At 55.9% G+C, this 16,381-nt stretch carries 1 protein-coding gene; it reads right to left on the bottom strand.

Going from position 1 to position 16,381, the window contains the following annotated elements; translation table 11 throughout:
* Positions 1–16,374: non-ribosomal peptide synthetase (locus tag FPZ44_RS12410; protein ID WP_144991819.1), on the bottom strand; the 16,374-nt coding region annotated here is incomplete at its 3' end.
* Positions 16,375–16,381 lie beyond the last annotated feature (7 nt).

Raw genomic sequence — 16,381 nt, forward strand, 5'->3', positions numbered from 1 at the left:
CGGGAACTGATCCAACCGGTATTCCCGCCGGTAGCCCGCCGCCGTGTTCACCAGGCTGCGGTGCTCAATCATCACGCCCTTCGGCTTGCCCGTCGTTCCCGACGTATAGATCACATAGGCCAAATCCTCGGGACGGGCTTCATGGAAGCTATCCATACCCACGACATTCGAATGGCTCTCATCACCGTCGTTCACAGCATCCGTCAGCTTGCCGGAGCCAATCGGCGCATTCGCCCGCTCCTCGCTGTACGACGCTTCGTCGTCCAGGTACAGCACCACTTCAAGCGGTAGTTCCTCTTCGCCGAGCCAGGCTTCGGCACGCTCTCGCAGCGGCGTTTGCGTCAGCAGTACCTTCGCTCCGCTGTCTTCCAGCATGAACCGCACGCGGTCCGCCGGGTAATCTGGGTCAAGCGACACATACGCTCCGCCCGATTTCCAGACGGCTAGCACGGCCACCAGCAAGTCTACCGAGCGCTCGGCGAGAATGCCGACGATCGTTTCCCGGCCGATTCCGCTTGTGCGCAGCGTGCCCGCCAAGCGGTTCGCCCGCTCGTTCAACTCCACATACGTCAGCCGGTCGTTCTCGTACACGACGGCCGCCGCTTCCGGCGTGTGTTCCGCCTGTTCCTCGAACAGTCGATGGAACGCCGCAGCAGGAGCCGCTTCCGGCTGCGCCGGGTTAAACGCGCCGAGAATTTGCTCTTTTTCCGCTGGTGTCAAAATGCCCAGCTCGGCAATAGTCGCCGATGGGTTGCCGAGAATGGATTCAAGCAGTTCCAAGTAGTGAGCGGCCAATTTCTCCACCGTTTCGGTTTTATAAAGAGCAGTGCCGTATTCAAACAGATATTCCAAGCCTTCCTCGATCTCCGTGACGTCCAAGCTGAGATCGAATTTAGAAACAATTTCTTCGCTGGCATACGTCGACAAATGGAGTCCAGGTAGCTGGATTTCCAAATTCTCTGTATTCTGCAATGCAAACATCGTATCGAACAGCGGATTGCGGCTTAAATCGCGAGCCACGTTCACCTTATCCACCAGTTCCTCAAACGGATAATTCTGATGTTCAAAAGCACCCAGCGTCGTCTCCTTGATTTCCTTCAAGTAGTCAAGGAACGTCTTATCGGCAGCCGGATAACTGCGGATGGCCAGGGTATTGACGAACATCCCGATCAGCGGCTGAACATCGCTGTGATTTCTTCCCGCAATCGGCGTACCGACCACCACGTCTTCTTGCCCTGTATATTTATGCAACAATACTGTATAACCAGCAAGCAGAACCATGTAAAGCGTTGCGCCGTTCTCGGCTGCAAGCCGTTTCAGACCCTCGCTTTTCTCGCCATCCATAAACAATTGCAGTGTGCGGCCCTCGTAGCTCTGCATAGCCGGGCGCGGATAGTCCGTCGGCAATTCCAAAACCGGCAGCTCTCCGCGGAACATGTCGAGCCAGTAGGCTTCCTGTTTGGCAAGTTGAGCTTTCTGCTCGTCCGATTGCTGCCATACCGCATAATCTTTGTACTGAATGCGGAGCGGCTCCAACTGCTCCCCGCTGTACAAGCGGACGAATTCTTGGATCAGTACGTCAATCGAAACACCGTCAGATACGATATGATGCGTATCGAACATCAGAATGTGCCGTTCCGGCGCCAGTTCGGCAAGACCTACCTGCAGAAGTGGCGGCTTCGCTAGATTAAATGGACGAACGAATTGGCGCACCGTTTCTTCCGCCTGCTCCCCGCTGATCTGCACATATTCCACCTGGAAGGCAGCTTCTTCGTAAATCCGCTGAATCGCTTCGCCTTTTACCATCTCAAAGCCGGTACGCAGCGCTTCATGACGAGCTACGAGCTCGCGGAACGCTTCTTCAAACCGCTGCCGGTCGAGCTCCCCTTCGAGCAGCATAGCTCCCGGTATGTTGTAGCTCAACTCGGCTCCTTCCAGCTGGTTCAAGATATAGAGACGTTTCTGAGCGGAAGAGAGCGGATAATACTCGCTAGGTTCCGCAGTCGGAATAGCCGTGAACGAGCCGATCTCCAGCCGCTCCATAGCCCCGGCCATTTCCTCAACCGTCGAGTAGCGGAATACGTCGCGAAGCGGGAATTCAACGCCTAGCTCCTTATGCATTTTACTGACAAGCGTCGTCGCCCGCAGGGAGTGTCCGCCGAGGTCGAAGAAGTTGTCTGTTACGCCTACCTCTTTCTCCTGAACAAGCACATCCTGCCAAATGACGGCCAGCTTCGCTTCAAGTTCGGTGCGAGGCGCCACGTATTCGCGGCCTCCGCCTGCTCCTCCTTCCGGTGCCGGCAGCGCCTTCCGGTCGATCTTTCCGTTCGGCGTCAAAGGCAGGCGCTCCAGCTCCACGAAGTACGACGGGATCATGTACCCTGGCAGCTCGCTGGCAATCGACCGCTTCAGGTCTGCCGTCGTCAAGCCTTCTTCCGCAGTATAATAAGCGCACAAAGCTTTCTGACCTTCTTGATCTTCCCTGACGACGACGACCGCTTCCTTCACGCCACCTACACTCAGCAGCCTCGCTTCGACTTCGCCCGTCTCGATCCGGTACCCCCGGATTTTCGCCTGGTTGTCGATCCGGCCGATGAAGTCCACGTTCCCGTCTTCCATCCACCGCGCGAAGTCTCCCGTGCGGTACAGCCGCTCGCCCGCGGCGAACGGACTGTCTACAAACTTCTCTTCCGTCAGCTCCGGACGGTTCAAGTACCCGCGCGCTACCCCGACTCCGCCGATAACCAGTTCACCCAGCACCCCGACCGGCACCAGATTCAGATGCGCATCCACAATGTAGAAGTTCGCATTCAGCCATGCTTTGCCAATCGGCACATGGCCTGTCTGCGGCAGCTTCGTCAGCGGCTCGTCGTAGAAGCTGGAGTCGATCGCCGCTTCCGTCACGCCGTATGCGTTGATGATCCGGAACAACGAGCCGAAGCGTTCCTGCAAGGTCCGGTAATCCGCCACGCTGCAGCTGTCCGAGCTCGTGATCAACAGCTCCATCCAGCTCATATCCAGTTGCTGCTCGTGCACGTACTCCAGGAACGGCACGATCAGCGCCGGCGTCGATTCGAAGATGGTGACCCGCTCCCGCTCCATCCAGTGGTGCAGACGAGACGGATCGATCCGGTCGTCCTTCGGCACAATCACCATCGTGCCTCCGTTGTACAGCGTCCGCGCGATATCTCCCACGAACACGTCGAACGAGAAGCTTGCGAGCTGCAGCAGCCGCACCGAGAACTGATCCAACCGGTATTCCCGCCGGTAGCCCGCCGCCGTGTTCACCAGGCTGCGGTGCTCAATCATCACGCCCTTCGGCTTGCCCGTCGTTCCCGACGTATAGATCACATAGGCCAAATCCTCGGGACGGGCTTCATGGAAGCTATCCATACCCACAACATTCGAATAGCTCTCATCACCGTCGTTCACAGCACCCATCAGCTTGCCGGAGATTATGCCGGAAACCATACTGGCGCCAATCGGCGCATTCGCCCGCTCCTCGCTGTACGACGCTTCGTCGTCGAGGTACAACACCGTCGTTAGCGCCAGCTCCTCTTCGCCGAGCCAGGCTTCAGCACGATCTCGCAGCGGCGTTTGCGTCAGCAGCACCTTGGCTCCGCTGTCTTCGAGCATGAAGCGCACGCGGTCTGCCGGATAATCCGGGTCAAGCGGCACATACGCCCCGCCCGCTTTCCAGACGGCCAGCACGGCCACCAGCAAGTCGACCGAACGCTCGGCGAGAATGCCGACGATCGTTTCCCGGCCGATGCCGCTTGCGCGCAGCGTAGCCCCTACGCGGTTCGCCCGCTCGTTCAGCTCCGCATACGTCAGCCGATCATTCTCGTACACGACGGCCGCCGCATCCGGCGTGCGCTCCACCTGTTCCTCGAACAGCCGGTGGAACGCGGCTGCAGGAGCCGCTTCCGGTTGCGCCGGGTTGAACGATCCGAGAATTTGTTCTTTTTCCGCCGCCGTCAAAAGCTCCAACTGATTCACACGGATGTTCGGGTTAGCCGCAACCTTCTCCAGTGCCTGGGCAAAATGACCGTGGATCCGCCTGATGTCTTCCTCTTTGAACGTCAGCGCATTGTACGTAAACCGCAGCAAAATATGCTCTTCTGGAATGACGGTAATGTCCAGGTCATAGTTCGTTTGCTCCGGCGACTGGATATTAGCGATCTTCAGCGCTTCTTTGTCTCCGCCGACGACCTGCTCAATCTGTTCTTCCATCGGATAATTTTCAAAGACCATGATATGGTTGATCAAGTCACGCTTTTGCTCACTCAGCGACTGAATTTCGAACAGCGGGAACGTTTCGTAAGCTCCCGATGCCAGCGCCTGATCCTGAGTTTTTCTCAAAATATCGGCTACCGTCTCCTCGGCTTTGCCTTGAATACGGACCGGGATCGTATTAATAAACAGGCCGATCATGCTTTCAATGCCCGGAATTTCCGCCGGACGCCCGGATACGACGGATCCGAATACGACATCCTCGCTGTTGTTGTATACCTGCAGGACCAGTCCCCAAACGGTCTGCATGAACGTATTAAGCGTCACCTGTTGCTGGCGCGCCACCCGCTCGATTTGCCCGGTCAGTTCCTTGCTGAGTTCCACATCGATTTCAGCCGCTTCAAAAGCGCCCTGCTTCAGCTGCGTTTTCTCCTGGGGCAGCTTTGTCTGCTGATCGTAACCCGCCAAATAATCGGACCAGTAACGCGAAGCTTTCTCGGCATCTTGAGCTTCCAGCCATTCGATATACCGAGAGTACGAGGTAACCGGAGGAAGCTCCGGCGTCCGCTTCTCCTGGAACGCGAAGTAAGTGTCGAACACTTCCTTGATCATGAAGGACATGCACCAGCCATCCATCAAAATGTGATGGTGACTCCAGATCACTTGGTAAGACTCGTCGCCCGTGCGCAAAACGGTCACGCGCATAAGAGAGCCTCGGGCCAAATCGAACTTGTTCGCTTTATCCCTGCTGACGAAATCGGCTATCGTCTTCTCCAGGTCTTCATCGCTTACCGAGCGAATATCTTCGAAGTACACTTCACACTTCCGCTCGCGGAATACCACTTGAATCGGCTCGTCTCTCCAGCCGGTAATAAAGTTGGTCCGCAGCGCCTCATTCCGCTGCACCAGCGTATCCAATCCTTGGGTAAAGGCTTCGACATTCAGACTTCCGTACAGATCGAAGGTCACCTGTTCGAAGTAAGCTTCCGAATCGGCATCCAGCAGGCTGTGGAACAACATCCCTTTTTGCAGCGGAGTCAGGGTGTATACATTCTCCAGTTCTCCGAGTGCGGCCGTATGTTCGGCCAGCCGTTCTAGCTCCTCCACCGTCATATCTTGAAGCAATACGTCGCTAGGCGTAAGCTCCGGACGCTCTTTCGATACGCAATGGCTGATAACTTCACGCAAGCTCGAATGAAGCAGGGTACCCAGGCACTCTATCGTTTCCCGTTTATACTGAGTTTCCCCATAACGGATAGTGAGTGCCAGCACTCCTTCCGACACCATACCGTTGATGTCGAGGACAAAATCCATCCCTGCATTCGGGCTTGAATCGGAGCCCGGGCTGAACGGAGACAGCTGCGAGCCGCTGCTTTCGTAATCCTGGTCAAACTGACCCAAATAGTTAAAGCTGATCTCCGGCTCCAAAGCGAAGCGCTCGCCGTCACGCGGCGCCGACAAATAACGCAGGATGCCGTAACCGATTCCTTTGTTCGGAATGCGGCGCAAGCTTTCTTTAACCTGTTTCACCTGATGACCGAGCGCCTGGGTGTGACCCGGCTCCAGAACGACAGGGAATTGGCTTGTAAACCAGCCTACCGTGCGCGTAATGTCCACATCCGGCAAAATATCTTCCCGGCCGTGGCCTTCGAGATTCACCAACACGCGTTCCCGGCCGCTCCAAGCTTGTACCGCGAGGCCAAGCGCGGCAAGCAGCAAATCGTTCATTTCAGTATGGTAAGCACGGTGTGCCTGCTTCAGCAGCTGTTCGGTTTCCTCCGCCGTCCAGCGAACGGTCACGAGTCCGCTGTCCTTAAGCTTGGATTTACCTTGGTCAAAATCTTTCGGAAGCAGCTCATAGGCCAATTGCTCGATATGCTGCCAATACTCTCTCTCTCTTTCCATCGCCGGACCGTTCGCATAATCAGCGAGCTGTTTCGCCCACGTTTGGAATGAATCCGTTTTGAGCGGCAGTCGGATCGGCTGCCCTTGCAGCGCCTGCTCATAGCCGGCAGCAAAATCCTCAAGCAGAATCCGCCAGGATACGCCGTCTACGACCAAGTGATGGATCGCGATGAGCAGGTGGTCGCCGTCGTCGCAGCGGAATAAGCCGAGCTTCACCAGCGGACCGTTTTCCAGCTCGATGCTCGCTTGAATGTCATTCGCCTTAGCCTCTACCGCTTCTTTCATGTCGCGGGCTCCCTTGAAATCGACAACTTCCAGATCGAACAGCGCTTCGTTCTCCCCGGCGCCGCGGTTCCAGACGGTATAGCTGTTCTCGGTTTGACGGTAAACCGAACGGAGAGCATCGTGATGCACGACAAGCTGGCGCACCGCTTGGCGTAAAGCTTCTTCATCAAAGCCTTGCTTGGAGAACTGCATGAACGCCTGGTTGCTGTGATGCACGTCGGCTGGATTTTGTTCAAAGAACCAGCGCTGAATCGGGGTCAAGATGACCTCCCCCGTCACTTCGGCCTGGCTTGCCGTTCTCTCCGCCGTTTGCAACTGCAAACTAAGGGCGGAAATCGTCGGGTAATGGAACAAATCTTTCATGACCAGCTTGTACCCCGTTTGCAAAAGTCGGGACGATACCTGCAAAGCCTTGATCGAATCGCCGCCGAGCGCAAAGAAATTGTCCATCGTGCCGACCTGCTCCACGCCCAGCACCGACTGCCAGACCGACGCAAGTGCTTGCTCGGCAGGTGTACGAGGGGCCGTGTATGCAGCCTCGGCACGAATGCTTCCTTCCGGCACAGGCAGCGCTTTACGGTCAATCTTCCCGTTCGGCGTAAGCGGCATTTGATCCAGGCGCATGATGCGCGAAGGCACCATATGGGAAGGCAGCGCGGCGTCCAGATGGGCCACAAGCCCTTCCAGATCGAAGCTGGAATCCGCTACGACATACCCGCACAAATATTTCTGCCCCCGCTCGTCCGTCCGGTCGATGACAAGGGCTTGACGCACGCCGACAACATTGTTCATGGCCGCTTCAATTTCACCAAGCTCGATCCGATAGCCACGAATTTTCACCTGGTTGTCGATCCGGCCGATGAAGTCCACGTTGCCGTCCGGCATCCAACGCGCCAGGTCCCCGGTCCGGTACAACCGCTCACCAGCGGCGAATGGGCTGTCTACGAATTTCTCCGCCGTCAAATCCGGGCGGTTCAAGTAACCGCGGGCCACACCCGCTCCGCCGATAACCAGCTCACCCAACACCCCGATCGGCACCGGCTTCAGATTCGTATCCACGATGTAGAACTTAGCGTTCAGCCACGCTTTCCCGATCGGCACGCTGCCCGTCTTCGGCAGCTTCTCCAGCGGCTCGTCATAGAAGCTGGAGTCAATCGCCGCTTCCGTTACGCCGTAACTGTTAATAATACGGAACTGCGAGCCGAAGCGCTCCTGCAAGGTGCGGTAATCCGCTACGCTGCACGCATCCGAGCTTGCGATCAGCAGTTGCATCGAGCTGAGGTCTAAACCCTCAGCATGCACATGCTCCATAAACGGCACGATCAGCGCCGGCGTCGATTCGAACACCGTCACGGCGTAGTCGCGAATCCAGCCGTAGAGGCGGGTTGGATCAATCCGGTCGTCCTTCGGCACGATGACCATGGTGCCACCGTTGTACAACGTCCGCGCAATGTCGCCGACGAACACGTCGAACGAGAAGCTAGCGAGCTGCAGCAGCCGGATCGGGAACTGATCCAAGCGGTAGTCCCGCCGGTAGCCCGCCGCCGTGTTAACTAGGCTGCGGTGTTCCACCGCCACGCCCTTCGGTCGGCCTGTCGTACCGGAGGTGTAGATGAGGTAAGCCAGATCGTTCGGCTTGTTCACATTCGCCGGATTCGATGCGAGATCCGCCGCTAGTACGTTCTTCTCGGCTTCTGCCGTGGCGGAAGTTTCGGCAGTAGCCATTTCCGCTTGCGCCAAAGCCTCCACCTCTGCACCTGCTTCGCCCACAGCTTGTACGCCTACAGCCGCTTCCCCCGCTCCGAGGCTGTACGTCGCGAAGTCGTCAAGCGCAAGCACCGTTTGCAGCACTAGAGACCCGTCTCTGCACCAAGCTTCCACCTGCTCCAGCAGACGGGTCTGCGTGAGCAGCACCGACGCCCCGCTGTCTGCGAGCATATACTCGATCCGCTCCGCCGGATATTCCGGGTCGAGCGGCACATAAGCGCCGCCGGCTTTCCATACGGCGAGCACCCCGATCAACAGCTCCACCGAACGGTCGGCCATAATGCCGACCACCTGCTCCGGCTTCACCCCGCGGGCCCGCAGCGTATACGCCAGATGATTCGCTTTCGCATTCAACTCCGCATACGTCAGTTTGCTGTCTTCGTAGACAACCGCCAGTGCTCCCGGAGTGCGCTCTACCTGCTCCTCAAACAACTCGTGGAACGTGCTCTCTCTCCACGACTCATCCGCTTCCACACCTGTACCCTCTGCAGCAAGTTGCTTCGCAAGAGCCGAAGACGACACGTCAAATTTGACCAGCAAATCATGCTTTTCACTGTCCGTCAATATATCCAAATCCTCAATCCGCGCACCCGGCTGAGCCAGGATCGACGCCAAAAGCTGCTCGTAATGACCCGCCAGCCGTACCATCGTTTCCTCTTTAAACAGCGAGGTAGCGTACTCGAGCTTGCAAACCAACTCGTTATCGGCTTCCACGATATCTAAGCTAAGATCAAACTTTGCCGTCTTTTCCTCGATGTCGAACAGCGACCATTGCAATCCTTCCAGGGTTAAATCCAAGCTTTCGTGCTTTTGCAAAGAAAACATGGTGTCAAACAGAGGATTCCGGCTTAAAACCCGGCTCACCTGAAGAGCTTCCACCAGCTCCTCGAACGGATAGTCCTGGTGCTCGTACGCTCCAAGCGTCGTTTCCTTCACTTCCTGCAAGTAATCCACGAACTTCCACTCCGCCGCCGGACCCAAGCGAAGGGCCAGCGTATTGACGAACATGCCGATAATCGGCTGCAGGTCAGCGTGAGAACGGGCGGCAATCGGAGTGCCGACCACGATATCTTCCTGTCCCGCGTATTTATGAAGCAATACGGAGTACGCAGCCAGCAGAAGCATGTACAGCGTCGCCCCCGAATCGCCGGCAAGCCGTTTGAGAGCTTCGCTTTTCTCTGCATCCAGAATAAACGTGAGCGTTTGACCGTCAAACTGCTGGACGGCTGGGCGGGAGAAGTCAAGAGGCAGCTCAAGAACCGGAAGTTCGGAGCTGAATACCCCGCGCCAGTATTCCTCCTGCCGTTTGATGCGCTGGCGCTGCTCCTCGGATTGCTGCCAAACAGCGTAATCCTTGTATTGAATCCGCAGTTCCGGCAATTCTTCCCCATTGTAAAGCCGCACGAATTCGCGCATTAGCACGTCCATCGAAAGGCCGTCGGAACCAATATGATGAATATCCAGCGCGAGCAAGAATTTCTCTTTCTCCAGTTCGATCAGCAGGGCACGCAGCAAAGGCGGCTGGATCAAGTCAAAAGGCTGAATGAAGCCTTCAAGAATGGCCGCAGCCTGATCTTCACTTGCTTGAAGCTTCTCGACCTTGAAAGCTACGTGCGGATGAATACGCTGAACCGGCTCCCCATTCACGATTTCAAAACCGGTGCGCAGCATATCGTGCCGGGCCACCAAAGTAGTCAGCGCGTTTTCCACTTTGGCCTCGTTCAAAGCCCCTTCCAATTGCAAGGCGCTTGGGAGGTTGTAATTCAGCTCCGAGCCATCCAACTGGTGCAGGACGTACAGTCTTTTTTGCGCGGAGGAAACCGGATAGTACGCTTTTTCTTCCGCTTTCGGAATCGAGCTGTGCTGCATTTCTTCCAAGCTGGCAATAGCCCCGGCCATCGACTGTACCGTCATATAGCGGAACACATCGCGCAGCGGAAGTTCGACGTTCATTTCCTTCCGAATTTTGCTGACAAGGTTCGTCGCCCGCAAGGAGTGGCCGCCGAGCTCGAAGAAATTGTCCAGGACTCCAATGCCGGAGTAGCCCAGCACATTCTCCCAGATCTTCACAAGCTGGGACTCCGTCCGGTTACGCGGCGCTACGTATTCGACGCCCGTTTGCAAGCCGCCTTGCGGCTCCGGCAGCGCTTTGCGGTCCACTTTGCCGTTGGACGTCAGCGGCATGCGCTCCAGCTGCACGAAGTACGACGGGATCATGTACCCCGGCATTCCCTGAGCCAGCGAGGTTCTCATTTCGCTGACTGTCAGCATCCGGTCCGCCACGAAGTAGGCGACAAGCACCTTCTCGCCCCCGCGGTCCTGACGGGCAAGCACCACCGCTTCTTCCACGCCCTCGACGTTCAGAAGCTGCGTCTCGATTTCGTCCAGCTCGATCCGGTACCCGCGGATTTTCACCTGGTGGTCGATCCGGCCTAGGTATTCGATGTTGCCATCCGGCAGCCAAGCCGCCAAGTCCCCGGAGCGGTACAGTTTCTCCCCCTCCGCAAACGGGGAATCGACGAACTTCTCCGCCGTCAGATCCGGGCGGTTCAGGTATCCTCTTGCAAGGCCTTCTCCGGCCACGAACATTTCGCCCGCTACGCCGATCGGCACAGGGCGGCGCTTTTCATCCAATACATACACACTCAGAGTCGGGATCGGCTTGCCGATATTACTCTTCGCCGCCTCCATTTCGACCCACGTGATTTCCTTATACGTCACGTGAACCGTAGTCTCGGTAATGCCGTACATATTGATCAGCTTCGTCTCCGGGTACTTCGTCTTGAAGCCCTTGAGCAGCAGCGGACTGAGCGCTTCGCCCCCGAAGATGACGTTGCGAATCTGCAGATCGTATGGATGATCCGCCAAGACTTCACGCAGCAGCTGATAGAAGTAGGTTGGTGTCTGGTTCAAAATCGTGACCTGTTCGCGGCCCAGCAACGCTAGGAAATCGGCCGGACTTTTCGCCGTGAGCGGCGGTACGATGACCAGCTTGCCTCCATACAGCAGTGCTCCGTACATTTCCCAGACGGAGAAATCGAAGCAGAACGAGTGGAACAGTGTCCACGTGTCAGACGGCCCGAAATCGAACAGATTCTTGTCGTTGAATAGGAGGCGCACGACGTTCTTATGCTCGATCAGCGTTCCTTTCGGTCTACCAGTCGTTCCCGACGTGTAGATGACATAGGCCAGGTTGCCCGGCCCTGAAATCGGCTCCAGGTTCGAAGCGTCCAGCGCTTCGGCGGATTCCGCCCCTCTGTCGCCCCAAACGAAATCGTCCAATTCGAGGCGCGTTCCTGCGAAGTCGATCCTCTCGTGCAGATGCTTTTGAATCAGCAATAACGGCGCGCCCGAATCCTCGATCATGAAGCGGATCCGCTCCTCCGGGTAGTCGGGATCGACAGGCACGTAGGCTCCGCCCGCTTTAAGAATCGCCAGAATGCCGACGACCATATCGAGCGAGCGTTCGGCTAGAATCGCTACCAGCTGGTCCGCTTCTACTCCCGTCTCCCGCAGCTTCCGCGCAAGGCGGTTAGATCGCTCGTTCAGCTCGCGGTAGGTTAGCTGCCGCTCATTCATGACGGTGGCCACGTTGTCCGGGTAAAGCTCCGCCTGTTCTTCGAACAAGCCGTGAATCGTCAGCTGCCGCGGGTAGTCCGCCTCCGTATCGTTGAAACCGCGCACCAGCTCGCCGATTTCCTCCTCCGTGAGCATTTCCAGCGAGGCAATATCCCCGTCTGGCGCTGCTGCGATAGTTTCGAGCAGTTTGTCATAATGTCTGGCGAACCGCTCCGCGGTCTCCTGTTTATACAATGCCGTAGCGTACTCCAACCGGCATTCGAGTTGACCATTCAGCTCTGAAATATCCAGGAGCAGCTCAAACTTGGATGTTCGGTTTTCCAGTGGATAAAACGATTGCTCCAGCTCCTCGATGACAATTTGCTCATTCTCCGTATTTTGCAGGGAGAAGAATGTATCAAAGAGCGGATTTCGGCCGGTTGCGCGCGGAATGTGAAGACTTTCCACCAAGTCTTCGAATAAATAATTTTGGTTTTCAAAAGCCCCGAGCGTGATCTCCTTGATTTCTTCCAGATACGAAAGGTACGGCTTGGAACGCTCCGGACGGCTGCGAATGGCCAGCGTGTTGATAAACATCCCCACGATCGGCTGCACTTCTTCCTGCGTTCTTCCGGCAATCGGTGTTCCCACGATCAGATCTTCTTGACCCGAATATTTATGCATAAGGATGGAGTAAGCCGACAGCAGCACCATGTACAGGGTCGTCCCCGTCCGTGCTGCCAGCTCTTGCAGCTTCTCCGTCCGCTCTTTCCCGATATAAAACTTCACGGTCCGGCCGTCAAAGCTTTGCACCGCAGGCCGCGGGAAGTCCGTCGGCAGCTCCAATACAGGCAGCTCACCAGACAGCTGTTCCAGCCAGTACTCCTTCTGCGGCTGAAGCATCTGCCCGTAGGCTTCGGAATGCTGCCAAACGGCATAATCTTTGTATTGAATGCACAGCGGGGATAGCTCCTCGCCCCGATACAGGCGGCTGAACTGGTCAAAGAGCAGCGCTGTCGAAATGCCGTCCGAGACGATATGGTGCATATCGAACAGCAAAATGTGGCGATTCTCGGCAACTTCGATATGGCCGATGCGAAGAAGTGGCGGCTTGGTCAGATCAAACGAGCGATAGTAAGCTTCGACCACTTGGTCTACTTCCCGCTCACTCGCCTGGAAATAATCCACAGCAAACTCCACCTCGTCATAGATGCGCTGTACAAGCTCGCCTTGAACCTGCTCGATTCCAGTACGCAACGTCTCATGACGCTGAATCAGCGCGCGGAACGCGTACTCGGTGCGCATGCGGTCCAGCTTGCCTTCGAGAAGAAGCGCCGCCGACATATTGTAGCTGCGCTCGGCCCCATCAAGCTGACGCAGGACGTACAGACGCTTTTGCTCGGATGAAACCGGATAGTACTCGGCCTCAGCCGCCTTTGTAATCTCATACGTCTCCTGCTGCTTTAAACCGCCGATTCTTTGGGCGAGCTGTTCGATCGTGGTGTAGCGGAAAACGTCCCGCAGCGCAACCTCGACTTGCAGCTCTTTCCGAATCTTAGAAACAAGCGAAGAGGCCCGCAAGGAATGACCACCCAAGTCAAAGAAATCGTCTTGGACCCCAACTCGCGAAATACCCAGCACCTGCTGCCAAATAAAAGCTATTCTTGTTTCCAGTGTTGTGCGAGGAGCCACATACTCACGGCCTGCTTCTACCCCTCCGGTCGGTTCAGGCAGCGCTTTACGGTCAATTTTTCCGTTCGGCGTGAGTGGAAGCTTATCAAGAGACACCAGCCGTGCCGGGACCATATGGGCCGGCAGCTCTTGCTTCAATTGGGACAGCAGATCGCTCAGCTGCAAGGAAGCATCCGCCGCCACATAGCCGCACAAATACTTTTGCCCCTGCTCATCCGTACGGTCTGTCACCACAGCCTGCTTGACGCTTGGGAAACGCAGCAGGGCCGTTTCAATTTCACCGAGTTCGATCCGGAACCCGCGAATTTTCACCTGATAGTCGATCCGTCCGATGAAGTCGACGTTGCCATCTTCCAGCCAGCGGGCCAAATCGCCTGTCCGGTACAGACGTTCGCCCGGCACAAACGGGCTGTCCGCAAACTTCTCAGTGGTTAAGTCCGGACGGTTCCAGTACCCGCGCGCCACCCCAGCGCCGCCTATGACAAGCTCGCCTGGAACCCCTACTGGAACCGGCTTTAACGCGGCATCGACAATGTAAAACCGGGCGTTGAGCCAAGCTTTGCCGATCGGCACATGACCCGAAGGCGGCAGCTTGTCCAGCGGCTCATCGTAAAAGCTGCTGTCAATGGCCGCTTCGGTAACGCCATAGCTGTTGATGATGCGGAATTGTCCGCCGAATCTTTCCTGCAGCAATCGGTAATCGGTCACACTGCAAGCATCCGAGCTAGTAATCAGCAACTGCATGGAGCTAACGTCTAGCCCTTCTTCATAAATATGCTGCATGAACGGCAGGATGAGCGCAGGCGTCGATTCGAATACCGTAATGTTTTGGTCCCGTATCCAGCCGTATAAGCGGTTCGGATCAATTCGGTCATCCTTAGGCACAATCACCAGCGTGCCTCCGTTATACAGCGTCCGCGCGATGTCTCCGACGAACACGTCAAACGAGAAGCTGGCCAGCTGCAGCAGCCGCACCGGGAACTGATCCAACCGGTACTCGCGACGGTACGCATCCGCCGTATTCACGAGACTACCATGCTCGATCATGACCCCTTTCGGGCGTCCCGTCGTACCCGAGGTGTAAATCACATAAGCCAAGTCTTGCGGGGCGCTGCCGGCAGATTCAAATTCCACGGTTAAGGCATCTTCGTTATAAATCTGTTCATCGTCCATGGCATAGACAGCTTGGAGCTTCAGCCGGTCATCGGCTAACCAACCTCCGGCCCGCTCCAGCAGATGACGCTGCGTAAGCAGCACCGATGCATCGCTATCGCTAAGCATGTACTCAATCCGCTCCGCCGGATAATCGGGGTCCAGCGGTACATAAGCTCCGCCGGCTTTCCAAACGGCGAGCACCCCGACCAGCAGTTCCATCGAACGCTCCGCCCAGATCCCCGTAATCGTCTCCCTTCCCACGCCTTGTTCGCGAAGAAGAGAAGCCAGCCGATCGGCGCGTTCGTTCAATTCGCCGTAGGTCAGCTGTTTGTCCATGTAAACGACAGCCGGATGCTCCGAAATTTCCCGGGCAAATCTTTCAAAATACCGATGAAACGCTTCTCCCTCGCTCATCCCTGCCACCGGCGGATTAAAAACGTTGAGTATGCGGTGTCTTTCCTCATCGCTCAGCAGAGAAATCTCGCGTACTGGCAGTTCGGGAGTTTGAAGAAACTGGTCGAGAACGGTTACATACTGTTCCATAATCCGATCAATTTCAGCCGTCTCGAACAGGCCGGTACGATAGGAAGCATGGAGAATGATATGGCCTTCATTCAGCATATGATCAAAGCGCAGCAGCAAATCGTCCATCTCGTGCCTAGCGAAATGAGCCTCCAGGCGTATCTTGATTTCTTCGTACTCCACGATTTTCAAAGGCAGATATTCCAAAGACGTGCGGAACAGCCCCGAAAGATCGTTGCGGCCGTGTTGTTCACGTAAATCCTTGATTAATTGGTTATAAGGGTATTTCTGATAACGCAAATCCGCGGTATTTTCCTTGGAAACCGCTTGGATCAAGGAAAGCACGTTCCCTTCTGGATTCAGACGAACCCGCGTAGCCACGGTGCTGACGAACATACCGATCGTTTCTTTTTCCTTCTTGCTGGTGCGATTGGCGAAAACCGTGCCGACCGGAACATCGGTGCTGTCGGTCAGCTTGTACAATAAGGCGGACATGGCGGACAGAAATAACGTATATAAGCTGACCTGATATTGTTCGCTGAAGGCTAGAATGCGTTCATACCGGGAACCGTCCAAAGTGATGGCCAGTTTATTGGATTCGCTGCCGATCAAGAATGGCGGATACGATTTAATGCCGGTCGTTTCAGGCAAAGTGCTGTACTTCGTCAGCCAGTATTCCTTGCCTTTTTGATAACGCTGTGATTGCTCATATTCACGTTCTGAGGAAATATAATCTAGATAGGAAGGAGCCTGATAACTGCTGGAGATGCCTTTGCGTAGTTCCAGGTATTTTTCCATCACTGCATGCAGCAAAGCATTGACGGACAAGCCGTCGGCGATAATATGATTTACCGTCAAATTGAGCCATACTTGGCCGTTCGCAAAATGGATAATCGTAAATTGATAGAGGTGTTCGTCAAACACGCTGGCCGGTTTTTCGCTTACTTCTTTCACCCAAGCATAGAACTGTTCGGTTGTACCTATTTCGAGAAGGCTTATCCTAGCTTGGATATTCTCCGGCTCTTCGAACCACTGCGTTGGATTTTGCAAATCCCCGCTAATACGGATTCGGAAAGCGTCATAGGTTTTGACAATCTCTTCCGCCGCTTGCTCCAGAAGCTGTGTGTCGATCTCGCCCGTAATTTGGTAGGTCGCGGAAAGCATCGTGATGGACGTTCCCGGATTCATAATTTCCATGAACCATATTCGGCGCTGGGCTTGCGTTAATCCATATTGCTCGCTGGCATTCTCTCTCACATCGACA

The sequence above is a fragment of the Paenibacillus agilis genome, from assembly GCF_007786455.1.
Lineage (GTDB): Bacteria > Bacillota > Bacilli > Paenibacillales > Paenibacillaceae > Paenibacillus_B > Paenibacillus_B agilis.